The 23,896-nt window shown below is 70.9% G+C and carries 23 protein-coding genes; 10 read left to right on the forward strand and 13 right to left on the reverse strand.

Annotated features, from left to right (window positions below; all coding sequences use genetic code 11):
* Positions 1 to 18: 18 nt before the first annotated feature.
* From WME90_RS40760 to WME90_RS40805, 10 genes are all read right to left on the reverse strand, one after another.
* On the reverse strand, positions 19 to 603 hold the full coding sequence (locus WME90_RS40760) for a hypothetical protein (RefSeq protein ID WP_437277490.1): 585 nt from the start codon (positions 601 to 603) through the stop codon (positions 19 to 21).
* Positions 604 to 794: 191 nt separating this feature from the next.
* On the reverse strand, positions 795 to 1,217 hold the full coding sequence (locus WME90_RS40765) for a response regulator (protein ID WP_437277491.1): 423 nt from the start codon (positions 1,215 to 1,217) through the stop codon (positions 795 to 797).
* A 105-nt stretch (positions 1,218 to 1,322) separates the two neighbouring features.
* Entirely contained in the window at positions 1,323 to 1,985 is a 663-nt protein-coding gene (locus WME90_RS40770) for a hypothetical protein (RefSeq protein ID WP_437277492.1), read from the reverse strand.
* Positions 1,936 to 2,619 carry a ParA family partition ATPase gene (gene parA, locus WME90_RS40775; RefSeq protein WP_437277493.1) on the reverse strand — a complete coding sequence of 228 codons (684 nt, stop codon included), beginning with the start codon at positions 2,617 to 2,619 and terminating at the stop codon, positions 1,936 to 1,938. Before parA ends, WME90_RS40770 begins: the two co-directional genes overlap by 50 nt.
* Positions 2,620 to 3,095: 476 nt before the next feature.
* The gene (locus WME90_RS40780) at positions 3,096 to 3,653 is read right to left on the reverse strand and encodes a flavin reductase family protein (RefSeq protein ID WP_437277494.1); all 558 of its coding nucleotides are present in this window, start codon (positions 3,651 to 3,653) and stop codon (positions 3,096 to 3,098) included.
* Between the two features lie 98 nt (positions 3,654 to 3,751).
* A complete protein-coding gene (locus WME90_RS40785; RefSeq protein ID WP_437277495.1) occupies positions 3,752 to 4,273 on the reverse strand; it encodes an N-acetyltransferase family protein in 522 nt (173 codons plus the stop codon).
* 21 nt (positions 4,274 to 4,294) lie between these two features.
* A complete protein-coding gene (locus WME90_RS40790; RefSeq protein ID WP_437277496.1) occupies positions 4,295 to 4,597 on the reverse strand; it encodes a MafI family immunity protein in 303 nt (100 codons plus the stop codon).
* Between the two features lie 198 nt (positions 4,598 to 4,795).
* Positions 4,796 to 5,374: a GFA family protein gene (locus tag WME90_RS40795; protein ID WP_437277497.1), complete on the reverse strand. Its 579-nt coding sequence runs from the start codon at positions 5,372 to 5,374 to the stop codon at positions 4,796 to 4,798.
* Positions 5,259 to 5,792 (reverse strand): GNAT family N-acetyltransferase, encoded by a 534-nt coding sequence (locus WME90_RS40800; RefSeq protein ID WP_437277498.1) that lies wholly within the window; start codon positions 5,790 to 5,792, stop codon positions 5,259 to 5,261. The genes WME90_RS40795 and WME90_RS40800 overlap by 116 nt, the downstream gene beginning before the upstream one ends.
* Positions 5,793 to 6,043: 251 nt before the next feature.
* A complete protein-coding gene (locus tag WME90_RS40805; RefSeq protein ID WP_437277499.1) occupies positions 6,044 to 6,517 on the reverse strand; it encodes a macro domain-containing protein in 474 nt (157 codons plus the stop codon).
* Between the two features lie 470 nt (positions 6,518 to 6,987).
* Here WME90_RS40805 and WME90_RS40810 point away from each other — a divergent pair, with 470 nt between their 5' ends.
* From WME90_RS40810 to WME90_RS40835, 6 genes are all read left to right on the forward strand, one after another.
* On the forward strand, positions 6,988 to 8,244 hold the full coding sequence (locus WME90_RS40810; RefSeq protein ID WP_437277500.1) for a PAS domain S-box protein: 1,257 nt from the start codon (positions 6,988 to 6,990) through the stop codon (positions 8,242 to 8,244).
* Positions 8,245 to 8,421: 177 nt separating this feature from the next.
* Complete coding sequence (locus WME90_RS40815; protein WP_437277501.1) at positions 8,422 to 12,627, forward strand: hypothetical protein; 4,206 nt, start codon at positions 8,422 to 8,424, stop codon at positions 12,625 to 12,627.
* Positions 12,624 to 13,826 carry a UDP-N-acetylmuramate dehydrogenase gene (locus tag WME90_RS40820; RefSeq protein WP_437277502.1) on the forward strand — a complete coding sequence of 401 codons (1,203 nt, stop codon included), beginning with the start codon at positions 12,624 to 12,626 and terminating at the stop codon, positions 13,824 to 13,826. The genes WME90_RS40815 and WME90_RS40820 overlap by 4 nt, the downstream gene beginning before the upstream one ends.
* Before the next feature lie 132 nt (positions 13,827 to 13,958).
* Positions 13,959 to 14,363 carry a hypothetical protein gene (locus tag WME90_RS40825; RefSeq protein ID WP_437277503.1) on the forward strand — a complete coding sequence of 135 codons (405 nt, stop codon included), beginning with the start codon at positions 13,959 to 13,961 and terminating at the stop codon, positions 14,361 to 14,363.
* A 500-nt stretch (positions 14,364 to 14,863) separates the two neighbouring features.
* The gene (locus WME90_RS40830; RefSeq protein WP_437277504.1) at positions 14,864 to 15,403 is read left to right on the forward strand and encodes a hypothetical protein; all 540 of its coding nucleotides are present in this window, start codon (positions 14,864 to 14,866) and stop codon (positions 15,401 to 15,403) included.
* An 87-nt stretch (positions 15,404 to 15,490) separates the two neighbouring features.
* Positions 15,491 to 16,591, forward strand: coding sequence for a hypothetical protein (locus WME90_RS40835; protein ID WP_437277505.1), 1,101 nt, complete (start codon positions 15,491 to 15,493; stop codon positions 16,589 to 16,591).
* Between the two features lie 197 nt (positions 16,592 to 16,788).
* Here the strand turns inward: WME90_RS40835 and WME90_RS40840 are convergent, their stop codons facing one another.
* From WME90_RS40840 to WME90_RS40850, 3 genes are read right to left on the reverse strand one after another with little or no spacing between them, the layout of a single operon-like run.
* Positions 16,789 to 18,345 carry a hypothetical protein gene (locus tag WME90_RS40840; RefSeq protein ID WP_437277506.1) on the reverse strand — a complete coding sequence of 519 codons (1,557 nt, stop codon included), beginning with the start codon at positions 18,343 to 18,345 and terminating at the stop codon, positions 16,789 to 16,791.
* Positions 18,346 to 18,382: 37 nt separating this feature from the next.
* Positions 18,383 to 20,020, reverse strand: a complete 1,638-nt coding sequence (locus tag WME90_RS40845) for a hypothetical protein (RefSeq protein WP_437283725.1) — start codon at positions 20,018 to 20,020, stop codon at positions 18,383 to 18,385.
* A gap of 20 nt (positions 20,021 to 20,040) precedes the next feature.
* Positions 20,041 to 21,144, reverse strand: a complete 1,104-nt coding sequence (locus WME90_RS40850; RefSeq protein WP_437277507.1) for a hypothetical protein — start codon at positions 21,142 to 21,144, stop codon at positions 20,041 to 20,043.
* Positions 21,145 to 21,366: 222 nt separating this feature from the next.
* Here WME90_RS40850 and WME90_RS40855 point away from each other — a divergent pair, with 222 nt between their 5' ends.
* From WME90_RS40855 to WME90_RS40870, 4 genes are all read left to right on the forward strand, one after another.
* The gene (locus WME90_RS40855) at positions 21,367 to 22,419 is read left to right on the forward strand and encodes a sigma-70 family RNA polymerase sigma factor (RefSeq protein ID WP_437277508.1); all 1,053 of its coding nucleotides are present in this window, start codon (positions 21,367 to 21,369) and stop codon (positions 22,417 to 22,419) included.
* Between the two features lie 120 nt (positions 22,420 to 22,539).
* Positions 22,540 to 22,791 (forward strand): hypothetical protein, encoded by a 252-nt coding sequence (locus tag WME90_RS40860; RefSeq protein ID WP_437277509.1) that lies wholly within the window; start codon positions 22,540 to 22,542, stop codon positions 22,789 to 22,791.
* A complete protein-coding gene (locus WME90_RS40865; RefSeq protein WP_437277510.1) occupies positions 22,784 to 23,410 on the forward strand; it encodes a sigma-70 family RNA polymerase sigma factor in 627 nt (208 codons plus the stop codon). The genes WME90_RS40860 and WME90_RS40865 overlap by 8 nt, the downstream gene beginning before the upstream one ends.
* A gap of 25 nt (positions 23,411 to 23,435) precedes the next feature.
* Entirely contained in the window at positions 23,436 to 23,618 is a 183-nt protein-coding gene (locus WME90_RS40870; protein WP_437277511.1) for a hypothetical protein, read from the forward strand.
* Positions 23,619 to 23,896 lie beyond the last annotated feature (278 nt).

Below are 23,896 nucleotides of genomic sequence, written 5' to 3' on the forward strand. Positions count from 1 at the left end.
TCGCCCGGCCGCCGCCGCTCACATCGCGATCCGCGCGGGGACCTCGGCGGACACCTGCTCTGCCGAGCCCTCCTCGGTCGCGACGACGCGGAGCACGCCGCGCGCCTCCGGGATCTGCCCCGAGGCATCCGATTGCCCGCCGTCGAGGATCTGGACGAACAGGGGCGCGATCGTCTCGGTCCACCCGGAGGCGCACGCGTTGACGGGCACGGTGTTCGACCCCTCGAGCACGGGCGGGCGCGGCAGCGCGCCCGGCTCGGGCGACTCCGGCGCCGGCGTCTCCGGCTCGAACGCGATGCGGTAGGCCCACACGCCGCCGCCGCTCGTGTGGTGCCGGATCCCCACCATCACGTGCTGCCCGCCCTGGGGCCCGTACTCCAGGTGGAGCACCGTGTCCGCGGCGAGCGGGCTCCCGCCGCCCTCCGGCGCGCTGAAGAAGAGGACGTCCGCGCCCGCCGCGGGCGGCTCGCCGGAGGCGCACGCGGTCGAAGGATCGGGCGGGCCGTTGCCGCCGCCATCGGGCAGGATGCAGAAGGTGCCCATCGAGGAGAGGCCGAGGAGCGCGGTGATCGCGACGCCGGTCCGGAGCTCGGGAAACCGCATCTTCCCACGTATCGAGCAGATCCGGGAGGAGCGCAATCCCGGTGAGGACGCAATCAGGATCCTCGATCGGCCTACACAGCGACACCGCGCCTGAAGGCGGGACGTGCGTTGTCGCCAGGACGGCGAGTGTGTGCGCACACCACGCAGCGCGCTCCTCGTACCGTCAGGGACCAGAAAGCCGATGTGTTTCGCTAGGGTAGTTCCACGAGTCTCCAGTACTTGTTGAGCGCTGCCATGAGCTCCACGAAGCTGAGGAACGTGACTGGCTTGACGAGATAGCCGGCCACGTTGAGGTTGTACGCTCCCACCTTGTCGCGGTCGTCGTTGGATGTGGTCAACACGACAACCGATGTGGCCCCGAGCTCCGGATCGGCCCGCAGCTCCCGCAGAAACTCGATCCCGTTCATCTTGGGCATGTTCAGGTCGAGCAGGATGAGCCGTCGCTCCACCGGGACGACGCCGCTGCGCAGCATCTCGAGGGCCTCGACGCCGTTCCCGGCGACCCAGAGGGGATTCGAGATGTTGTTCCGCTTGAACGCCCGGCGGACGTTCATCACGTCGACATCGTCGTCTTCAACGAGGAGGATGTTCAAGAGTTTTTCTTCGACGTCCATTGTCTCCTAGCTTCTTCTTGGCGAGGTGAGCGTGAACGTCAACTGCTGGCGAGTCGGTCGCGGCCGCCAGGTGCGAGAGGGGCGGAGTCGCTGCGCGCTCGCCGGTCAGCTCGCCCGGGGCCGCTGCCGCCAGAGCGTCATCAGCACGCGGCCGACATGGACCACGCGACCGACCCGCCCTTTCGGGCTGGTGTCCGCTGGACGGAACGGATCGGTGCGGTAGCTCGCGCTCGGGGGCGGCGCCTCACGGGGGGCGGCGGCCTCGGCCGGGGCCGCGGAGACAGACGCCGGTCCGAGGCGCTTGTCGAGGTGTACCTCGACCGCCTCGCCGACCAGGTTGCTCATGTCGCGGTCGTGCTCGATGCAATGGAGCAGCAGCCGGTCCGCGAGCGGATCGGGCAGGTAGATGGTGACCGCGCGCCGAGAGCGGCCGTCGTTCCCGAGGAGCACCGGCGGGCCGGCGTGCGGCTCCGAGGTGGTGGCGAGCGCCTGGGGCCCGACGACCGCGCTCGCCGCCTGCGGCGCCGTCGCCGCGGGCGTCTCATCGCCTGGACGCGCCTCCGGCGCTCGCTCCTGCCGCGCCTCCGGCGCTCGCTCCTGCCGCGCCTCGGCCGGCTTCTCGCGGTCGTGCGCACGCTGGTCGGCGTCGGGCCTCGACCTCACGACGTCGTCCGCCGCTTTGCCGCCTTCGCCGCCCGCGACGAACGCGTCGGCCTTTTCAGGCGACGGCGGCTTTCGTAGAGAGACCGCGACTTGCTTTTTCGCCATGGTGAAGCTTCTCCAGTTCTTCGAGAAGGTGGGTGATCTCTCTGGCCGCGGTGTCCCGCGGTGCGTAGCCCGTCACCCCTTGCCCGCAGGCGAGGGACTCCTGGTAAGCGATGCGATAGCCGAGCTCCGTGGAGAGCACCGGCAGGCCCGACGTCTCGAGCACCGCGCGCGCCGATTTGCCGAGCGCCGTGCGGCCCTGCTTGCGTGTGATGAGGATGCAGCCCTTGAGCGCGCTCCGCAGCGCGGCGGCCTCGCGGAACACCTCGAGCGCGGCGGTGAGGGCCCAGGCGTCGGCGGCCGTGGGGCCGCAGGGGTAGATGGCAATGTCGGCGACCATCAGCGCCGACCGCGCGATCTCGCCGTGGCGCGGGGGGCAGTCGATGACCGTGAGGTCGTACGCGGCGGCGACTTCCGGCAGCTGTCCCGGCTTGTGCATCGAGGCGCCCATGGCCATGACGGTCGGGGTATCGTGCCCCGCCTCGGAGGCCACGTCGCCCCACGTGCGGACGGTCCCCTGGGGATCGGCGTCGACGAGCAGCACACGCCGGCCGTTCGCCAGCGCGGCCACGGCGAGGCTCACGGCCGTGGTGCTCTTGCCGATCCCACCTTTCTGTCCGGTGAGCGCGATGATCATGATAGACCCCCCTAGCAGAACCTTCGCCGGGCGGTCCACTTTCTTGCAAGCGCCGACACGGCTTCTACCGAGCCGTCCTGAGGGGAATTCCCGACGGGGACGTTGATTTCTCGGTCCTGTCGACGCGTTGGCCGGCAGATCGCAAGAGGTTGTTCAGCTCTCTGTCCGGCGGGAGCGTCGCGCTCCCGCGCGTCGCACAGCGGTCATGATGAGGACGCTCACCAAAGCAGCGCGAGCGGCGCCTCGGGTGCGCCCGCTGCGCATCGCCGGCGCGCGCCGCGCTGGCGGGCGGGCGGGCCGGAGCCATTGCCCGATCGCGCAGGCGATTGAATCGCGCTGCATTTCGCGGAGCCGCGCTCCGGGGGCGATGACCTCCTCGGCGGAGGCCGCGACCGGTCCGCGCGCGGCCGAGGCTCCGAAGACGATCGACGCGGACGCGCTCGGGCCTACCGGCCTCATTTCGAGCGCCGAGCGAGCTACAGGTTCTCCGGCTTGAAGAGCCTCCGGTAGCTCACGTTGCGACCGGACACCATGAACACCCCGTCGCCGCGGTAGTGGACGGTCGTCGGATAACGCGGCGATGTCGCGACGTGCGCCTTGACCACCTCGAAGACGAACAAGCTGAAGCGCTTGACGGCGCTCGTGTCGATCAGCTTGCACTCGAAGCTCGCATAACACTCGGCGATGAGGGGCGCGCCGACCTTCGTCGCCGCGACGGCGGTGAGCCCGAACTTTTCGAACTTGTCGACCTCGGAGCCGTGGCTGTTCCCGATCCCGATGACGGCGCGCACGAGATCGACCGTGGGCACGTTGATCACGCACTCTTTGCTGCGTCGCACCATCTCATGGCTATCGTTCTGGTCCCAGATGAAGCACCCCACGAGGGACGGCTCCTCCATCATCACCATGTGCCAGCCCATCGTCATGATGTTCCGCTGGCCCTTGTGCGCAGAGCTCACCAAGACCACCGGACCCGGCTCCAGGAAGCGCCGGACCTTCGCCACCGGAAAATCTGCTTTCTTGTAGGTCTTCATGCGATCTCCTCACGGCCCGCACGCGGGCTGCCGCTGGTCGCGGGTACGGGTAGACGAAGGGCGACGCGAGCCGCGCGCGGGTCCGCGCACCGGCGAAATCAGAGCTTGCGGTACATCCACACGCTGGGGATCTCGACGTCGAACCCCGCCTTCCGGTACGCGCGTCGCGCCGGAGCGTGGCTCGGATCGCCCCCGGTGCCGACAATCGCGACCTTCATCCCAGCCTGCTTCAGGCGCGCCGCCGCGAACTCATACATCGCGGTGCCGATCCCCCTTCCGGCCTGCGCGGGGTCGACGGCGTTGAGGCCGATCTCGCCGACAAGCGTCTCCTGAGCGAGCCGGAGCGCCACGAAGCCGACGACCTCGTCGCCGGATTGGGCCACGTACATCTCCCAGCCCGAGTCGGCCGCCATCAGCGACGTCAGCAGCCCCTCCTGCGCATCGGCGTCTCGCCGCTGCGCCAGGTCGTAGAGCTCGTCGCCCAGGATCGAGCGGAACGACGCGAACACGGGCGCAAAGGCCGCGCGCCGGATGTCCTGAAGGCGGGCCGCGTCCTCGGGGCGGGCACGGCGGAAATGGAGCTCAGGCAATTGGCTTTCCTCCTGCAGGGCGCCGTGCACGAGCAGGGCGCTTGTGAAGCTTCACGCGGACCCACCCCCGTGAGAACTCCGCGTTCCGAGCGACGCGAAATATCCACGGAGCCACTTCATCCTTGAGCTCTCAGCCCACCCCATTGCTACCATGGCGCGCTCGATGGCGTCAAATTGCGCTTTGTCGACAGGGAGTTCGAGATCGCCGATCCAGTCGATGACGAACTCCATGGCGAGCCCCCACTCCCCGTACTTGTGAACCCAGTCGTGCGCATCGCGGAAGCGCTCCGGGGGGAGCACACCCCTGAAGGACTCGAGAGCGACAGCGCACAAGGCTTGGATCTCTTGTTTCACCACAAGATCGACGACCTCGACAAATAGCAGCTCCTGTCGAAATTCGGACTTTCGTTCTCGCCGGCCATCTCACGAACGCTGCGCGCCGGCGCGCCACAGCTGAGCGTCGCCACCGCGATGATCTCGGACAAAGAGCTGCCCGCCACCCATGCTCAATGACTTCACCGACAGGGTTGGGCGGCGCTGGAAGACCGTAGCTCATCGCTCAGGGAGCGCCGCGTGCTCGACGAGCTGCGCTGCCAACTTGGCCCATGGCGGACGCTGGCTGGTGAACAGCGCCTCCGTCGGGGAAAACGAAGCGGGATCGTCCAGACTGCCCACGTAGATGGTGACCATATCGGGCGCTGACTCAGGAGTACCAAACAGCAGGCAGCCGCACTCGGAGCAGAAATTGCGGACAGCCGGCAGGCCGCTGCCGCCCCGTACGTGCGACTGCTTCACGGGCCCAGAATAGCTGAACGATGTCTTGGGAACGCCCAAGACAGGGACGCCGCCAGTGCCCGACGCGCGCTGACAGTCGCGGCAGTGGCAGATGACGGAGAACAGGGTAGGCCCCTGTGACTTGTACTGAACTGCGCCGCAATGACAGTGACCGGTGAGCATGGATTCCTCTGCTGTTCGTCGCTTCGGGTGGCGTGGTAGGGCTGCCCAGCGTCCGCGCTCAATCGCGCGCGTCCCGCCCGTCGCTCGCAGCGCCCCTTTGGGCGCACAGGCGCAGCTCTGCCAGTCGGGTTGCGGCCACCACCATGTATACAAGGGAGGTGACGCTGGGGTCATCTTCCGGGTACGGGGTCTCCACGAAGCCCAGCCTCCGGTACAGCCGCATCGCGGGCGTGTTGTCCGCAACGACGAACAAGGAGCATTCGCCCACGCCGAGCTCCCGGACGCCGAGCTCGGCCAGACCACCGACGAGCCACCGGCCCAGCCCCGCACCCCGGTGCTCGGGCGATATCGCGAGCCGTCCGAGATGACAGCGACCGGCCCTCAGATAATACTGGCCAAAACCGAGGAGCTGGTCGTCCGCTCCGAGCATCACATAGGAGGGCAGCACATGGCTCCGCGTGTCCTCCAGGAAGGTGCTGTCCGTGAACGGGAACCTGAACTGCGGACCACCCCAGATCTGGCAGCTTCGTCGATCGGGGAACCAGCTCTTCATGGCCATCACATGGCTGTCTTCCGCGCGTGTGAGCTTCATCTGTTTGGTATTGATCCCCGCGCTAGAGTACCGATTCACATCCGGGTCCCGAGAAAATCAACAGAAGGGAAGAGAAACCGCAAGGGCGCAAGGGGCGCAACGCAAGGAGAACGCAAATATCTCTTCTCTGGTCCCTTGCGCCCCTTGCGCCCTTGCGGTTTCTCCTTTTCCGGCATTCCTTGCCCTTGGAGCTTGCTTCCTGGCAGCTCGATCGGGCCTCGCGACCCATTGAATTTAACCTATTCGATGCTCTAGAGGTCATAGACGTGCACCGACAGTCCGGCGGCACAGAGCGTCCTCTGGACGATGGACTCGACCTCTGGCCACTCCCCGCCCGCCAGTCCGCAACCGATCCTTGGCATATGAATCGAAGCGCTGACACGCTGCGCGTGCTCCGCGAGCCTGGCGAGACATCGCTCGAGCGCATCATACCGGATCGGGGGAACGCCGTGCTGCGAACGCACCCCGTGCTGGGCGATCATGTTCGCGACGGAGAGATCGCCCTCCACGCCCACAACCTGTATTTCCCCGAGCTTGAACCCAGCGGCTTCACCGCGAGCATGCCAGGCGCGGTACTGCGCCTCGGGCTCGGGCCACCTCTTCGAGAGCGCGACCACGAACCCGCGCCCCCAGCCGCCGATGTCGTTGCAGACGTGGCAGATGATCCTCGCCCCCTCTCCGACGGGATCTGTCGCATCACCCGTGCGGTAGTCGATCGCGTTCATCGCAGGCGCAGCGCCTCCTCGTCCTGTCGAACGTAACCGTTCACGATTGCGCACACCAGACGGGATTCGCGCGCTCCGCGACGCACACCACCCGCTGAAGCACTGTCCTCGCTGCACCAGGTGTGCCTCGAAGCGCTCGACCTCGCAGGCCGGCCCAGGTTGGCGGCGGGACATGGCGGCGCCCCCGCAGGCTGGAGCCGCGGGGCGATCCCAGGTTGGGCGGCGGCCGCCTGCGCACCCGCCGGCGAAGCGCATCCGGTCCCTGTCGCTGCGCGCGCCCACGCGCGGCTCACAGCAACCCGCCCCGCCGCCGGTCAGACCACGCCCGCCCGCGGACGTGAACGTTTGCGTCCCAACGAATTCATCTCACAAGCTCGGCCCTGCCCTCGTCCTCCCTGCCGGCCTGCCGTCGCTCGTCCTCGACACCAACCGGCGGCCCAGTTTACCTTGGACGAAAGATGATGAGCACAGTGACCGCTTCCGGATCTCCGGGCCTCGACGCGAGTTATTTGAGGGCTGTCCGCAGCGCGCCTTTCGCGGTGATCGAGTGCGCGGGGAACCTCGACGAGCTCGTCGTCGACGCGTGGAACGGCGAGGCAGAACGCATCTTTGGATATACCGCTGACGAAGCGGTGGGCCGCCGCCTCGCGGACACGATCGTGAGCGAGCCGGACGCCACGACCTTCGGGCGTTCGCTCGGACAGGAGAGCCCCCCGCGCCGCTACACCCATACCCGCAAGGACGGGCGCGCCGTCGTGTGCGAGTGGCGGTATGCGCCCGTGCTCGACGACGGCGGTAAGTCGATTCGGCTGCTCTGCTTCGGGCAGGACGTCACGGAGCAGGTCGAGGCCGTCGAGAAGCTCAAGGAGAGCGACATGATCCTCCGGGCCATCCTCGGAACGGTGGATACGGCCGTGACCCGGATGGATCGGGATGGATTCTGCACCTTCCACGAGGGCAAGACGCTCCAGTCGCTCGGCCTCAGGCCGGGCCAGTTCGTCGGAATGAACGTGTTCGACGACCCTCCCGTGCCGATGGACATGGAGCCGATGCGAAGGGCGGTCCGGGGCGAGCTCGTCCGCACCCGCGTCGAGGCGTTCGGGATGGCCTGGGAGACGTGGGTCATCCCGCTGACCGACGAGCGCGGCGAGCGCAACGGCGCGGTCAGCTTCACGCAAGACGCCACGGAGGCGAAGCTCAGGGAAGACGAGCTGAGGGCGCGGCTCGACCTCATCGAGCGCCAGCAGCAGGTGATCCGCGACCTGTCGACGCCGATCATCGAGGTCTGGGACAGCGTGCTGACCCTCCCGATGGTCGGCGTCGTCGACAGCAAGAGGGCCGCCGACGTGATGGACGACCTGCTCGCCGCCATCGTCGACAAGCGGGCGCGCTTCGCGATCCTGGACCTCACCGGCGTCGAGGTCGTCGACACGAAGACGGCGAGCTATCTCATCGAGCTCATCCGCGCGATCCGGCTCCTGGGCGCCGAGGGCGTCATCACGGGCATCCGGCCGAACGTGGCGCAGACGATGGTCTCCCTCGGGCTCGACCTGTCGGGCATCGCGACCGTCGGAAACCTCCGCGCGGGGCTGAAGCTCTGCATGCAGCGCCAGGCTGCGAGCGGCGCGGCGCCGCCCGGCGCGCCGCCGCGCGCCGCGCCGCCGCGCGCCGCGCCGGTGATCGCCGCGCGCGCCGCGCCGAGGCTCCCGGGAGGCGGCGGGCGCTGAGGCCCGGGGCACAAGGCCGGCCTCGGAGGTCGGGCAGATCGCGGCGGCCTGCCGAAGTTCACCTTTGCGTCGGCAATCCCAGGCCCGTGCCGAAGTTCACCTTTGCGTCGGCAATCCCAGGCCCTTAAGGAACGGCGGACAGGCACCGCCGCGCGCGGCGCCGTGGAGACGCCGATCGTGACCACCGACCCCCGCAGCCCCACGAGCGCCAGCCAGCTCCCCGCAAGCCCTCGCCTCGCAGAGCGCCCCCCCGTCGCTCGCCGCCCCTTCCTGGTCGCTCGCCGCGCCGCCCTCGCGCTCACCCTCGCGCTCGCCGCCGCGCCCGCCGCGTGCGCCCCTCGAGGCGCCGCGTCGCCGCTCCCCGGCGACGCGCCGCTCCCCGCCGCGTTCTCCGCCGCGCTGGAGGCCGAGATCACGAGCTCCGCCGCCGCCGCGCCGTACCTCGACGCCCTCGACCGCGCCGTCGACGCGCCGAGCGAAGGCGGCGCCCTCGCCACCGTGATCGCGTCGCTCGACGCGCTCGTCTTCGGCGCCGGCACCGCGGGCGGGCCCGACCCCGACGCCGCGGCCATCGCCTTCCGCTCGCGCGACGCGCTCCCCGAGGTCGCCCGCCGCCTCCAGCGCGCCTGGGCGTTCGCGGACGTCGCCGGCCGCGGCGCCCCGGAGATGCCGTTCGTGCGCGGCGCGCTCGCGAGCGCCCTCCACCGCATCGCCCTGTTCGTCGGCGACGAGGCCGCGGCGGCGACCTGGAGCGCGCGCCGCGGCTGCGCGGGCGAGGCCGCCCTCGTCGGCCCGCTCGACGCGGCGCCCCTCCACGGCCTCGCCCGGCCCTCGCCCGTGAGCTCCGCGCCGGGCGCGCCGCTCGGGAGGGCCTACCCCGGGCTCGCGCCGTTCGCGCAGAGCGCCTCGCCCATCGTCGTCCGCGCCGACGCGTGCGCCATCGACATCGACGCGGTGAGCGCCCTCCAGGGGACGCGCGCCGTGGTCGTGGACCTCCACAACCCGATCGCCCAGCGGGTGAGCCTCGCGCTCGCCTCGTCGTCCGCCGCCGTGCTCGAGGTGGGCGGCGTGCCCGCCCTCCAGCGCGACTACGCGGCGGGCGGCGCGCAGGTCACGCGCCTCGCGACGGTCGAGGCGCAGCCGGGGACGCTGCGCGTCGTCGTGCGCGTCGCGCAGAAGGGCGACGGCGACACCATCGAGCTCACCGCGTGGGGCGAGAACGGCCTGCCGCTCCGCGCCCGCGCGCCGCGTCCCGGCGCCGCCGCGACCGCGTCCGCGTCCCGGCCCGCCGCGGTCAGCCTGGCGCCGGCCCCAACGTCGCGCGGCGCCGCCGGCCAGCGCGTCGACGCGGCGAGCATCGAGGTCGCTGCCGCCGCCCTGCTCGCCCTCGGCGACGCGCGCGCGGCCGAGCACCTCCTCGACCCGGACGGCGACGGCCGCCTCCGCCCGGCCTCCGCGCCGCCCGCGGCCTCCTCCATGCCCGCGGCCTCCTCCACACCCGCGGCCTCCTCCACACCCGCGGCCTCCTCCACACCCGCGGCCTCCACACCGCGCTCGCCGGCCTCCCCCACGCCCGCGGCCTCCACACCGCGCTCGCCGGCCTCCCCCACGCCCGCGGCCGCGTCCACGCCGCGCTCGCCGCGCCTCGACCTGCTCTACGCGAGGGCGATCCGCCGCGTCGGCGACCTTCCCGAGGCCGAGGTCGTCGAGCGCACCCGCGCCGCCGTCGAGCGCGTGCTCGCCGCGCGGCCCGCGTCGTGGGAGGCGCGCCTCTACAAGGCCGAGCTCGCCGAGCGCCGCGGCGGCCGCGGCGAGGGCACCATGGACGCCCTCCGGGAGCTCGGGGTCCGGGTCGCGCCCCCCGGACCGGCCGGCCTGAGCGCGCCTGCCGTCCCCGACGCCGATCGCATGGTCCTCGCGGAGCTCGCGACGGTCGCCCGCCGCGCGAGCGTCACCGACGTCGCCGAGGCCGCCTACGCGAAGCTCGCCGCCGCGGCGCCCGGGTCGACGCTGCTCGCCGTCGTCGACGACCGCATCCACGGCCGCGCCGGCGTCGACGCGGTGAAGGCCGCCTGCGAGGGCGGGCTCGATCGCTCGAGCGCCGCGTGCCTCGGCGCGCTCCTCGACGCGAGCGACCGCGACGCGGTCCTCGCCGAGATCAAGCGGCTGCGCCGGCTCCGCCGCGCGCCGGACGCGCTGCGCGACGTCGAGCTCCGCGAGCGCGTCGCCCGCGGCGACCTGCGCGGCGCGCTCGCCGTGTACGACGCGATGCCGCCGGGGCAGCGGACGATGCTGGAGGCGCTCGGCCTCGCCGCCGGCCGCGGCGACGCCCGCGCGGTGCGGGGCCGCCTCGCCCGCGACCGCACGACGGCGCGCGACACCCCCGCCGGGCTCGGCCCCATCACGCGCGCCCTCGGCCTCGCGTCGGACCCGGCGCCGCCGCTCGAGGCCGAGGGCCGCAAGCTCGTGCTGGAGGACCAGCAGAAGGCGTTCCTCCCCGGCGCCGCGACCGCGGTGCTCCGCCACGTCGAGCAGTTCACGGTCTCGCCCGACGGGCTCGTCCACTACGTGACGTACGACCTCCGCCGCGTCTCCGGCACCACCGACGTCGCCCAGGGCGCGGCCACCTACGGCCCGCTCATCGAGGGACGCTCCACGATGCGCCTGCTGCGCCGGCGCATCCACAAGCGCGACGGCCGCATCCTCGCGCCCGACGCGGCGTCGAACGCCTCGCAGGACCACAGCGACCTCTCGCAGCTCGAGCAGGGCGACTACATCGAGCAGGTCACCGAGGGCTACGCGCTGCCGGGCGACGGCGGCCAGCTCGTCATCGACACGTGGGACCTGCTCCCCGAGCGCACGAGCGTCCGCGAGGCGACGATCGAGGTCCGCCGCCCGACGTCGCTCCCGCTCGCGGTCTGGTCGCACCCGCTGCTCGGCGCCGCGGAGCAGCGCGCCGAGGGCGCCTCCACGGTCAGCGTCTGGCGCATCAAGGACCAGCCGCCGCGGCGCATCGAGGACGGCGTGCCGCGGGTGGAGATGGGCGTCGGCGTCAGCCTGGGGACGCAGACCTGGGACCACGTGGCCGCGGCGCTCGACGAGAACATCCGCGCGCTCGAGGACCGCGATCCCACCATGACCCGCTGGGCGCGGGAGGCCGCGGGCGCCGACCGGACGCCGTCGCCCGCGCTGCTCGAGCGCGTCGTCGCGGCCGCGGGCAAGGCGGTGAAGGTCGCCGGCGGCGCCGAGCTCTCGGACATGGCGGCGCTGCTCGGCGGCGGCCCGCAGCGCACGACGGCGCGCTCGATGATCGAGCTCGGCCAGGGCAGCCGATCGTGGCTCGTCTACCGCGCGCTGCGCGAGCTCGGCGTGCGCGCGGATCTCGCCATCGCCGAGACCGAGCCGTTCAGCTCGTCGGCGGACTTCCCGCCGCACGCGGGGCGCTTCCACCACCCGCTCGTCATCGCCCGCCTGCCGGGCGGCGACGTGTGGATCGACGCCGACGTCGAGGGCCCGCCGCTGCCCCCCGGCCGCATCAGCCCCGAGCTGCGCGGCCGCGCCGCCATGCTGCCGGGCGGCGAGCTCGTCACCGTGGCCGGGACGAGCGGCGAGACCGGCGACGAGGTCGACCTGCGCCTGACGGTCGACGCGACGGGTAATGCCACGGGAACGTTCACGATTTTGCTGCACGGGCGGGCGGCGCAGGCGCTCTCGGAGGCGTTCGAGACCGTGGTGGGCACGGCGCGGCGCGAGATGCTCCGGGGCGTCGTGCTCGGCTGGCTCCCGTGGGCCGACGTCGAGGACGTTGTCGTCTCGTCGACGGAGGGCTCGTGGGAGGTCGCGCTCCGCGCCGCCGTGACGATCCACGGCTTCGCGCAGCCGGAGGGCAAGGACGCCGCGGCGTGGACGCTGCCGGGGATCGAGCCGGTGCACCTCGTGTTCCCGCGCGCGTACACGAGCACGCTCGGCGCCTCGTACGCCTCGCGCGGGGCCCGCAAGAGCGCGCTCGCGATCGAGACCGCGCTCCAGTACCACGTGCGCCGCCGGATCGAGCTGCCCGAGGGCTACGCGGTCGCACGGGCGCCCGAGGGGGTGCGCGTCGAGCACGCGGGCCTCGCGGCGTCGCGCAAGGGCAGCTACGGCGCGGCGATCGAGGAGGACTTCGCGCTGAGCTTGCCGACGGGGACGGTGTCGATCGACGAGTACAAGGCGTTCGTCGAGCGGGTGCAGGCGGTCGACAGCGGCTTCATGGCGGGCATCCGGGTGGCGCGGCCGGCGCCGCCGGCGCGGTCTCCCGGCGGCGCGCAGGGGCCGGCCGCTGTCCGCGGCGGCGCGCGGCCGCAGGCGCCGGAGAAGCCGCAGGCGCCGGAGAAGAAGCCGTGAGCCTCGACGTCCGCGAGTCGGTCCCGCTGGCCCCGCTCACGACGCTCGGCGTGGGCGGGCCGGCGCGCTATTTCGCCGAGGCTGCCGATGAGGCCGCGGTGGTCGAGGCGTTCCGCTTTGCCGAGGCCCGCGGCGTGCCGCTCTTCGTGCTCGGCGGCGGATCGAACCTGCTTGTCGCGGACCGAGGCCTCGACGCGCTGGTGCTGCGCGTGCGCGTCCGCGGGATCGAGCTCGTGCGCGGGTGCGGGAAGGCCGACGGCGGGGCGGCCGACGGCGGGGCAGCCGGCGGCGGGGCGGCCGGCGGCGACGACGAGGCGGGGCGCGCCCTCGTGCGGGCGGGGGCGGGCGAGGCGTGGGACGAGCTCGTGGCGCGCTCGGTCGCCGAGGGCTGGGCGGGCGTCGAGTGCCTGTCGGGCATCCCGGGCGACGTCGGCGCGACGCCGATCCAGAACGTCGGCGCGTACGGCCAGGAGGTCGCGGAGACGATCGCCGAGGTCCGTGCGATCGACCGCGCGACCGGGGCGGCCGCGGTCATCCCCGGGGCCGCGTGCGGCTTCGGCTACCGCGACAGCCGGTTCAAGCGCGAATGGCGCGGGCGGTACGTCATCACGGCCGTCACGTTCGCGCTGCGCCCGGCGGGCGCCGCGACGGTGCGCTACCCCGAGCTTCAGCGGGCGCTCGCCGCGTCCGCCGGGGGGGCCGCGCCGCCGCTCGGCGAGGTGCGCAGCGCGGTGATCGCGCTCCGCCGCGGTAAATCGATGGTGCTCGATCCCGCGGACGAGAACTGCCGGAGCGCCGGGTCGTTCTTCATGAACCCGACGCTCGCGCCCGGCGCCGCCGAGGGCGTCATGGTGCGCATCGAGGCGGCGGGCGTGCTCGCGCCCGGCGAGGCGATCCCGCGGTATCCGGCGGACGGCGGGCGGGTGAAGCTGTCCGCGGCCTGGCTGATCGAGCGCGCCGGCTTCGCGAAGGGGACGCGCCACGGCGCCGCGGGCATCTCGACGCGCCACACGCTCGCGCTGGTGAACCGCGGCGGCGCCACGGCGGAGGAGCTGCTCGGCCTCGCGCGGCGCGTGCGGCGGGGGGTGCTCGATCGGTTCGGCGTGGCGCTCTCGCCGGAGCCCGATCTGGTCGGGTTTGCGCCCGGCGAGATCGCCGATCTCGTCGGCGACAGAGACGCGGCCGACCCGAGCGGCTGAGCGGGGCGGGCGCGGCGAGGGGCGCCGGCGCGATCGGCGTCGAGTGAGCGCCGGCGCCCGCGACGGCCCAGGAGAGGGCGCGGCTCCGTCCTCGATCGAAGAGGCGGCTATGGGTACAATGCAGCACGGGCCATGCCCGAGCTCTTGCGCAACACCCATTTCGTCGTGACCGTCAACCCGGCCGCACAGCTCGTGAGGGTCACGCGGAGCGCGGTGCCGTCGGAGTCCGCGGTGCAATTCGAGGCGATCTGGATGGAAGTGTGCCGCGCTCTCGACCGGGCAGGCCGCAGCGGGCTGTCCCTGCTCCTGGACCTGCGAGCAGCGGTGGGAAGGAATGATCCGGAGTACGAGGCGGCAATGGAGCGGGTGCGGCCCGCCGTGATGAGGGGCTTCCGGCGCGTCGCCGTCCTCGTGCAGACGACCGCGGGGTCATTGCAGATCCATCGCCATCGCCGGCAGGACTTCATCGAGCGGTTGATCGGCAGCGACGAGGCCAAGCTGCTCGAATACCTCGACGCTGGGTCGCACGGCCGCTGAGCGGTGCGCGTGGATGGGCGACGAGGAGGCGATTCAGCGCGTCGCCTCCTCTCGAGGCGAGCTCGGCGGCGCCCTCTCGCCCTGCCTGTTCACGTCGCCGAGCGACGGGCTGCGCTCGCGGGCGACGTCGTGCAGCCCGATCCGCGCGGCAACCAGCGCGCTCTCACAGCGATGTGGACCGGCGGCCGGTACCAGCAGGTCGACGGGCACGCGAGCCGCGTAGGCAGCCCCGCGCTGGCGCGCGCTCTGGACGGTGCGACCCCTGGTCGGTGCAGTGTTCTCGTCTCGATTCCGTTTGACGCCGACCTGTGATCGCAAGAATAGCCCGCGTCGGCACGTTGCTCGCCGCGCAGCCAGCCTCAGCGAAGAAATTACGGACGATGTCGCCAACGTCATGGACTACAAACTTCCACCAGGAATATTTTGCAAATGTTTGCTATCCAGGCGGAGGCTGCGTTCAAGTCCAAGTACCCACTGCTCGGCGCCTCGGTGACGAATCCATGAAGATGACTCGCTCCGAGCTGCTCGACGTGGTCTACCGCTTCTACCCGCGGGGTGTGCAGAAGATCCAGCGCATCTATGTGCCTCCGGGCGAGCCCGTCTACGAGGACACGGAGGAGCACCGCCGCCTGGTGGAAGCCGCAAACCGCGGGCGAGCGGAGTACCCAGCGTGGGAAGCGATGATCCACCGCCTGGGGGATCGATACGGCCTTCAAAACGAGTCGCTCCACCTGTTCTCCGGGGGGGCCGACCCGGCGTACTCGGCCCGCATCTGGCTCACCGACGAAACGGCGCTCAGCTTCCACGTGTCCCTGCTCGGCCCTTACTACGGGATCCACCTCCCCGGCATCCCCGAGGAGGAGCCGGTGGCGCGCGAGATCGCACGGGAGATCGAGTCCACCTACCCCGGCTACCGGCCGATCCCACCGGAGATCGGGAACGAGGTGGTGCCGGATGTGGCGATAAGCGTTGTGTTGATGGGCGAGGCGAAGATCTACATGTGTCTCTTCTCGGAGGTGTGGACTTGGGTGGATCCATAGCTGTTCCCTTGGGTGGATGCCGCCCGCGTGGCCGAGCACGCTATCGGACGGACAGTACAGGCACACCGGTCACAGGATTGTGAGTCTATGAAACACAATGTTGATGAGCTGCTCGGTGTCGTTTATCGATACTATCCCCGTGGGGTCGGGATTATGGATAACGGCGATATCGACGTCCAGCGATGCGCGGAGACCGAGGAGCATGACCGGCTCGTGCGCGCGCGGATCCAGGCCTCCAAGTGCGACCGATGGCGCTCCCTGCACCGTCGCATCCGAGACGGATTCCCTGGTAGGTTCATGAACCATTCACTGCACCTCCCCGCCGGAGGCTGCGACGCCTGTTACTCTTTTTCGATCGACATGCCGGAGTCCACGGGTCGAACGCTGTGGTTCCATGTGAGCTTTCTGGTTCCTTACTACATCGTCCACAGCTCGCGCACGATCGACATCGTGAAGCAAACGAGGGACTCGTTCTCGGTCAAGTTTCTAGGCCTACATTTCATCGTTCCGCGCAGCCCGTTCGATCCGAGGTTCGTCGCACGTCCGGACGATGGCCAAAAGTTCGCCATCATCACGAGTGAATATGCCACCTTCGATCTGTTGCCCGACGAGCAGCCATGCGCGGAGTGGATCTCCGGTGACATCGAAGCGACCTTCGGTTGCGAACGCATGCCGCCGGAGATCGGGACCGTGCTCGTGCCCGATGTGATGACGAACCTGCGTTTCCCCGGGGAGGCTAGACTCTACGACTGCCTGTTCACGGACCAGCACAGGTGGGTGGAGCCGTCGCCGTCTGATGAACCGGCCCCCGGCGTCCAGATCGAAGCGAGCAACCTGACACAGCCGCTCATCGCGGTGCTCACGGTGCTGGCGGCGCTCTACTGCATCTTGTGGCCCCTGATGCCGAAGTTGCAGAGCGGTTCTTGCTACTGCGTGGTGAAGACGGATGGAGTCCTTCGCAAGGACGAGTTGATCGACACGCTCGCGAAGATTCGCGTGCTCCTCGAGCCGCCGAAGACTCCATGGGGCATCGCTGCCAGGCGCGAGTTCGAAGCTGCCACGCGCGAGCTCGAAGCGCTGGTCGCTTCGTGGGACGGTGAAGGCGAGCCGCCGGCCGCCATGGTCGCCTGGGCCTGGAGCTTCCTGGCGAGTTGGCCCGTGAACTCGGAGCCCGTAGCTTCGTCGTAGCACGACGGCTGGACATTGCCCCGATCAGCAGAAAAGCCGCCGAGATCGCCGAGGGGAGAGCGGGAGGGCCGTCCCGGCATGTCCTGTCCTACTCCCATGTTTTTTGGCATCACGGCGGTTCGCTCCGCTGCCTGCCTTCCTGCAATCGTGGCAGCCGTCATGGAGGTCCGTGCCGTTCTCCCATGACGTGACTTCGGCTATTCAGGGAACCGAAGCGTCTCGACGGCGATGCCGTCCTCCCCCGTGAGCACGTCGCCGGACCAATCCCAGCTCGTGCCGCCCAGGCCCGGCTGCCCGATCTCGAAGGTGACGCCCTCCAGCGTGAGCTGGTCCTCGTCGAGGTAGGCGATGCCGATCGTGTCGCCGCCGCGCCCGGGGCCGCCGTAGCCGCCGTCGCCTCCGGGGCCGCCGCTGCCACCGTGGCAGGACCACATGCCGTCCCCCGAGGCGCCTCCTGGAGCGCCTCGGCCGGCTTTGCCGCCTTCCTCCGGCTCGCCGCCGGCGCCGCCTGGGCCCGCGTCGTCGCTGACGATGAAGCTGTCGCGCACCGTCACCTTCGCGTGGAGCGCCAGGATCCCGATGCTCGGCTGGGCGTTCCCGCCCCCTCGGCCGCCCCGCCCCCCGCAACCGCCCGCGCCTCCGGAGCCGCCGCCGGCGCCACCCTGGGTGGCCACGCCGCACACCGCGAGGCCACCGCGACGCCCGCCGCCCCCGCCGCCGCCTTGGCCCGGCATCCCCCGGGCGCCGTCGCCGGCCGTATCGCCGTGCCATCCGCTCTCATCGACCCGCCCGCGGCCCTTGCCCGGTGCGCCGGCGGCGCCCCACATGCCGCTTCTGCCGGTGGTGCCGCTGCTGCAACCCCCGTCTGCCGGGCTGCCATGTCCTCCTTTCCCCTGGTGCTGTGGGTTCGGCTCGGGTACGGGCTCGCCGTCCTCCCCGTCTCCGGCGCCGTCGGCGAGCCCGTCACCTCCCTTGCCACCGACGCTCGGGATCCCTCCCTCGCAGGAGTTCACCGCCCGAGCCCCACCCGGGACCGTCGCTGCGGAGCACGCGTCTCCCCCATACTGCCCATCCGGTCCTTCCGCTGCCCGGCCCGGCCATTTGTCCCCATCGCGGCCCCTCAATCCGTAGTCGGCCTCGATCCAGCTTCCGACGATCTCCACCGCGGCGCCCGACCGAACGATCATCCCGATATGAAACTGGCTGCGGATGAACATGTGATCGATGACCGAGACCCCGTCCGCTGCCCCCGTGTCGCCGGCGCGTGCCGGCTCGACGATCACCGCGATCTGCCCGGCCGAGGGGGCAATGAGCTTGCTCATGCCCTGCGACTCGGTTTGAATCTCCGTCACCAGCTCCCATTCTAACGTGTCGAAGCCTCCGTAAATATCCACCCCGGAGGGCAGCGTGAGGGACTCGTCGAAGCCATCGTTGTTGGCGAACACGCGACCGCGTCCGGTGCGCGCAAGCTCGATGCCGCGCTGGATGGAACGAACCGGCCTGTCCCTCGTGCCGGGGTTCGCGTCGTCGCCTCCGAAGAACGGATTGTGGACGAACACGCCGCAGCCATCGACCGCCTTGCCGTTCGCAAGGTGCTCCAGGCAGACGGACTCGGGGATCGGATCGCCTCCACACGTCGAGGGTCCGTCGCACGGCGGCGCACCGTTCGGGTCGTCCACCCCCGGCGCGGTCCCGCAGCCGGCCGAGGCGAGCGGCAGAGCAACGACGAGGAGGAGCGCGGAATTCAGGTTCATGGGCATCCCTCGATGGCCGCGTGTTGCGTGGCGCGGTTCAATGGAGCGGCTCGCCTGCCGCGGGAAAGGCGACCAGTTGACCTTGTGGGCCGTTTTCCCCTTTGCCCACCTCGTCCTCCGTGCCGGCGTTCCCCGCCAGGCCACCGTCACCGGGGCGTCCGGCAATAATGGTGGTCCCGGGTCGAATGGCGAAGTTGGGCACCACGTAGGCGATGCCCACGGAGGCGCCGCCCAGCCCGCCGCCGGCATCACCTCCGCGGCCGCCCATGCCCCCTTTGCCGCCCTTGCATGCATTCCACATTGCCTCAACAAAGCCCAAGCCTCCGTGAGCGCCCAGCTGACCAGCGCCGCCCGGTTGGCCCGTTCCGCCAACCCCGCCCTGGCCGCCTTTGCCAGCGAACACGTCGGTGTTCGCGACGGTCAGCTCCGTGCCCTCCAGCGCGACGATACCGATGCTCGCGCCGCCATAGCCGCCGCCATAGCCTCCCTTGCCGCCGCAGCCCCCGCTTCCCCCCGAGCCGCCGGCCGCACCACGTTGGGGGCGGCTTGTCGGACACGCAAAATTGAGCCCGCGCGACTTGCTGCCGCCACCCCCGCCGCCACCGTAGCCGACGCCGCCCTTCGTCCCGTCCTCACCACGGATACCGATCCATCCATCGTCGCTGAGGAAGCCTGGACCCAAGGCGCCATCCGCACGACCACCGTCTGCGCCGTCTGCGCCATCGTTCCCGTCCTCGCATCGCGTTTGATCCGCGCCGAGCCCCGCGCGGCTGTCGCGATCGGGATCCCTCGCGAGCGCCGGCCGTCCCGGTGCGCCATCGCCGCCCACGTCGAGTCCGCCGTCACCGCCGTAGCCGCCCGTCGACTCGATGCCGTCGCCGCACACGGTGACCACCGGAAGGGCGCCCACCGCAGCGTCTACAGTACATGCGTTCGCGCCGTTGTTCCCTACGACGCCGTCCGTCGCCCGCTCGGTGTCCGCGTCCTCTCCCGGCTCCCCGTCCTTGCCGTTGCCCGCGACGATCACGCTGTCCTGCACGATCGCCGTGGCCCCCGTGCTCAAGATCACCGCGATCGACGACTTGCCATCCGGCGCCGAGGCGTCCGCCGCCACGACGCGCACGCCGGCGATCACCGACGTCGTGTCGTCCCCCGCGGGCTCCGCATCGTCCCCCCCGAGGACCCGCAGCGGGATCCCCTCCGGCGGAGCGATGATCGTCGGGTGATCCGGCCCGCCGAACGACCCCTCGTACGACCACGCCCCGCCGTCGCACAGGCGCCCGCCCCAGAGGTCGACCCCCGAGGGCAGCGTGATCGTCTCCGCGAACTCCCCGCTGCACGCGTACACGCGCCGGGTCGCTTCCTCACCGTGGTTTCGCCCGTGCGCGGCGAGCCCGATCGCGTGTTGCAAGGTCTTCACCGGCGCGTCCTTCGTGCCAGGGCTCCTGTCGTCGCCCGACAGCGGGCTGACGAACACCCCGCACTCATCCAGCGCGGCCGCCGTGCCGGGCTCTCCCTCGCACGGACCGGGCGGAGGCACCGGGTCGGGCTCGCACGCCTCCACCTCCCAGCAAGGGTCGGAGTACGGACACCCTGTCAGCGTGCTCGCGCCGCACACGCAGATCGCGAGCGCGACGACAACCCGCGCCACGCGCCGGCCTTCCTTCGAGCGCATCTGCTCGGCCCCCGATGTCCTCACCACAGCCCCTCGATCATCACGCCGATCTCCCGCCCGGTCGCCACGGGCGAGGCGTGGATCCGATCCTGAGCCGGCGTGGGCGCCAGGAAGGAGAAGTCCGTGAAGAAGGACGCGGCGGTCGCTGCCCCGATCACACCGCCGGCGATGAGCATGGCCGTGCCCATGCCCGCGGACAGGTTGCGCTCGTCTCGGAGGCGCAGCAGGTCGGCGCACCCCGGGCGGTCCGCCGCTTGCCAGCACCTGGACCCGCTCGCCGTCGCACCGCCGTTGAGCCCGTCGCGCCGTTCGCTCAGATCGCCGTCGAGGTTCGCGGCCCGGATCATGAGCAGGCTGCCCGCGGACAGGGTGGCCGTCGTGACGGCGATCCCCGCGATGCGCAGTGTCGTCGGCCACGACGCTGGCTGCCCGGGAGCCTGCGGGCGCGCACGGGGCGCTGCGCTCACGGGCTCGGGTACCGCGGGCGCGTCGTCCTTGGCGCTGCTCTCGGCCGCGCTCGACAACTGGAACGTCATGATGGGCTCGGTCCCCGCCTGCGCGTCCAGCGTCTGGGTGCCTTCCGCGCGGCCCGGCGCTCGGGCCCGCACCATGTGCTTGCCAGGCTCGAAGAACAGCGTGTACGTCCGCCTGGGTCGGCCGATGGGCTTGCCCTCGACGAACACCTCGGCGTCCGGCGGATCCACCGACAGATAGAGGGTGGCGAGGAACGGAACGGCCTGGGCCAGTCCATCCGCGAATCCCTTTTGCTGCTCAGGAGAAAGCGCCTTGCGCCGCTCAAGGCTCCAGGCCAGGTGCTCCGCCGCGTCACGGAACTTGCGCAGCTTGAGCTCGCAGAGGCCCAGCTCTCCAGCGACCTCGGCGGACTCTCTCTCTGAAATGGATGTCGCGTCGATCGCATCGAAGGCCGCCTTGTAGGCGGCGTGTGCCTCGGTCCACCTGCCCGATGCCCGAGCCCGTCGGGCGCGGCGAAGATGGTCCTTTACGACGGAATCGTCGCTCCGTGCCGGGGCCGGATTCCGGTCCTCCGCACGGACCGGATGCGCAGTGCCGAGCGCGACGCCGAGCACCAGGCAGCTCCAGAGCGACTGCGCGGCAAAACGCATGCGTGAACCGTACTCGCGCCAGCTGTGGCGCGTCAACGGCGCTGGAATTGTGGCAATCTGGGCGTTCGGATGAGAAAATCCCACCCGATCGGGGAATGCGGCCACCGCGGCTCGTGCGGTCGCGGACGCCGCGTCCCTACTTCTCGCGTGCGATCCGACGGACGCTGGGAACGCCCTGCACTTTTTTGAAGCCCTCCAGGCGGCTCAGGTGTTCTACCGGTGATGGGCGAGCCAGCCAGCACCCCCACTGCCTTCGAGTTCTTCCGGCGCCTCGCACGGCGCTTCGGGGTTCCTGCGCGAGACGCGGAGGACCTCGCGCAGGACGCCTTGCTGCGGGGACTGGAAGCGGATCAGCGGGTCGAGCTCGGGGAGGCCCGGGCGGCCTACGGTGCCACCATTGTCCTGAACCTGGCGCGAAACCACGTCCGGAACGCACGCCGTCGCGGGGAGGTCCTGACCTCGTTCGACGATCACGAGCTTCAGGCGGAGGGCCCGACTCCGGAGGAGATGCTCCGCAGGCAGCAGCGGGAGGCGCTCCTCCGCGACCTGATCAACCAGGTCGACCCCAAGTACCGCGACGTCTTGATCAGGCACGATCTCGACGAGGTGCCGCTCGTCGAGATCGCCTCCGAGCTGGGGCTCAACCCGAAGACGGTGAAAACCCATTATCGCCGAGCGCAGGAGGATCTCGCCGCGGCCGTGAAGCGCCGGAGGGCGCGGCAACGCTCGCGTGGATGGGACGACGCGGCGTGTGTCCCGTTCGCCTTCGATCTGCGCGGCCGCGAGGGGTGGCTGAGCAAGCTAGGCCGCCTGGGCATCAAGATCCTTGTGCAGGGAGCGATCGTCGTGCTGGCCGGCGCCGTCGTCGCGGCGTTGCCCGACTCGTTCGACCCGGAGTCGTGGTTGCGGGCGGCGGTGGAGCGCGCTCCTGCGCCCGCACCGGCGGTGGAGGAGATCGCGCCGCCTCCGGCCCAACTTCCCCTGCGCGCTTCGGCCACGCCGGCCGCGCAGGAGATCGCGCAGCCGGCGCAGGACCGAGGCGCACGGGCGCCAGCTCCGTCGGGCGCGCCGGTTCGTCGCACCTCGCTCCCCGTCCGCGCCGCGGTCCCAGCCGTCAGCGAGCGCGAGCAGAGCCTCATCGACGAGGCCCGAAGGGCCGTCGAGGACCACAACGCGGTCGCAGAAGCGCGCCGATTGCTCGAGACCCATGCGCGGGAGTTCCCGCAAGGACAGCTCGCCGCGGAGCGTGAAGCGCTCCTTTCGCAGATTCGCTGAGCCCTCGGCGTCCCTCCGACAGCGAGCAGGCGGTGACGCAAGTGATGTCGTCGGACAGCACGAGGCCGAGATCTGCCTTGCGTCCAGACAAGGACGTTCACGTCCAGGAGGTGAAACGCGATGGATAGGGTGGAGGATCTACTTTGTGCGATGTGGCTCATTTCGCCGCTCGGGCTCGCGATGATCGCCTGCGTCGCGATCGGCTTCGCGGTCACCGCGCGCGAAGCGCCGGGACGCGAGCGCGGGCTTCGCGAGGCGCACGAGCAGGCGCACGAGGACGAGGGGGCAGCCCTCGCCGATGCGTCCGATTGGGAGGAGGCAGAGCGCTCTCCCCTGAACACGACCCTTCCGGGAGTAGGGAGCCATGGATGAGCGCCGCCGAGCGTCGCATTCGGAGGGCGACGAGCGCGCCGCCGCGCACGCGCGCCTCTTTTGCCCGGCGCAGGTTCGTGCCGTGCTGCGCTGGCTGGGGACCCTGGGGGTCCCACGGTGCCATCGTACCGACGTCGCAGGCCAAGTCTGGCTCAGCGTCTGGGAGAGCTGGCCCAGGTTCGATCCGACGCGCGGCAGGCCGGAACGCTGGTTGAACGCGATCACCCTACACGTTGCTTCACACTATCACGAGCGCATGGGGCGCCGCAGGGAGGAGCTCGTCGATTTGATCGATGTCGCCGATCCGGCGACGGATGCCGCTGCCGCGATGGAATCCGACAGCATCAGGACGGGCACCCTCGACGCGGTGAACGCGCTCGATCCGAAGTTGCGCTTTGTGCTCGTGGCACATGATCTGGATGGGATCCCGATGGCCCAGGTGGCAGAAGTCGCGGGGCTACCTCTCTCTACGCTCTACAAGCGACGCACAAAGGCCATCGGCGCGCTGCGCGACCTCATCGAGCTTCAGGAAGCCATGGAGGACTTCGCCCGGAGAGTGGGTCGCAATGAGCATCAAAGGCCTGGTTGTACACTTCCGGCGCGACGTGGACGACCGTGAGGCCGAGCGAACAGTCGATGCTCTCATGATGATCAAAGGGATCGTCAAGGTGTCACCTGTCGCAGCCGGTGACGAGGACGACCTGAACCGGCAGCGGGTCGAGCGAGAGCTACTCGACAAGATCCTCGCGCTTCTGGGCGAAGAATCGGCGTCGAGCTCGGCGCGGGCGCCGCGGAGCTCGCGTCGGAGCAGCGCGGCCGGGCCATGACGGAACCGCCAACCTGTGCGCTCGGCCCCCGCGCCTCTGCCGTAGCAGGCGTCGAACTCGCGCGTGGGTGCTGCGCCCGCCAGCGCAACGCAACCGTGCTCCGCCCGTGGCCCCCGCTCTGCCTGCCGCGCGTCTACGCCTTCGGGCCTGCGAGCGTCGAGGGGGCCGGGTAGGTGTGCCTTGCCGCCTGCCCGGCTGCCCGCTCGGCGTTATCCCCGAGTAAGCCGACGCCGCTCAAGAGGAGGTCTGCGATCGCTGCCGGCTCCACCCCATCGCCG

The sequence above is a fragment of the Sorangium sp. So ce375 genome (assembly GCF_051473855.1).
Lineage (GTDB): Bacteria > Myxococcota_A > Polyangia > Polyangiales > Polyangiaceae > Sorangium.

Excerpts from the sequence above, each read along its gene's own strand:
- WME90_RS40760 (WP_437277490.1), bottom strand. The coding sequence starts at position 603 with ATGCGGTTTCCCGAGCTCCGGACCGGCGTCGCGATCACCGCGCTCCTC.
- WME90_RS40765 (WP_437277491.1), bottom strand. The coding sequence starts at position 1,217 with ATGGACGTCGAAGAAAAACTCTTGAACATCCTCCTCGTTGAAGACGAC.
- WME90_RS40770 (WP_437277492.1), bottom strand. The coding sequence starts at position 1,985 with ATGGCGAAAAAGCAAGTCGCGGTCTCTCTACGAAAGCCGCCGTCGCCT.
- parA (WP_437277493.1), bottom strand. The coding sequence starts at position 2,619 with ATGATCATCGCGCTCACCGGACAGAAAGGTGGGATCGGCAAGAGCACC.
- WME90_RS40780 (WP_437277494.1), bottom strand. The coding sequence starts at position 3,653 with ATGAAGACCTACAAGAAAGCAGATTTTCCGGTGGCGAAGGTCCGGCGC.
- WME90_RS40795 (WP_437277497.1), bottom strand. The coding sequence starts at position 5,374 with ATGACCCCAGCGTCACCTCCCTTGTATACATGGTGGTGGCCGCAACCC.
- WME90_RS40800 (WP_437277498.1), bottom strand. The coding sequence starts at position 5,792 with ATGAAGCTCACACGCGCGGAAGACAGCCATGTGATGGCCATGAAGAGC.
- WME90_RS40805 (WP_437277499.1), bottom strand. The coding sequence starts at position 6,517 with ATGAACGCGATCGACTACCGCACGGGTGATGCGACAGATCCCGTCGGA.
- WME90_RS40825 (WP_437277503.1), top strand. The coding sequence starts at position 13,959 with ATGCCCGAGCTCTTGCGCAACACCCATTTCGTCGTGACCGTCAACCCG.
- WME90_RS40830 (WP_437277504.1), top strand. The coding sequence starts at position 14,864 with ATGAAGATGACTCGCTCCGAGCTGCTCGACGTGGTCTACCGCTTCTAC.
- WME90_RS40835 (WP_437277505.1), top strand. The coding sequence starts at position 15,491 with ATGAAACACAATGTTGATGAGCTGCTCGGTGTCGTTTATCGATACTAT.
- WME90_RS40840 (WP_437277506.1), bottom strand. The coding sequence starts at position 18,345 with ATGAACCTGAATTCCGCGCTCCTCCTCGTCGTTGCTCTGCCGCTCGCC.
- WME90_RS40845 (WP_437283725.1), bottom strand. The coding sequence starts at position 20,020 with ATGCGCTCGAAGGAAGGCCGGCGCGTGGCGCGGGTTGTCGTCGCGCTC.
- WME90_RS40850 (WP_437277507.1), bottom strand. The coding sequence starts at position 21,144 with ATGCGTTTTGCCGCGCAGTCGCTCTGGAGCTGCCTGGTGCTCGGCGTC.
- WME90_RS40855 (WP_437277508.1), top strand. The coding sequence starts at position 21,367 with ATGGGCGAGCCAGCCAGCACCCCCACTGCCTTCGAGTTCTTCCGGCGC.
- WME90_RS40860 (WP_437277509.1), top strand. The coding sequence starts at position 22,540 with ATGGATAGGGTGGAGGATCTACTTTGTGCGATGTGGCTCATTTCGCCG.
- WME90_RS40865 (WP_437277510.1), top strand. The coding sequence starts at position 22,784 with ATGGATGAGCGCCGCCGAGCGTCGCATTCGGAGGGCGACGAGCGCGCC.
- WME90_RS40870 (WP_437277511.1), top strand. The coding sequence starts at position 23,436 with ATGATGATCAAAGGGATCGTCAAGGTGTCACCTGTCGCAGCCGGTGAC.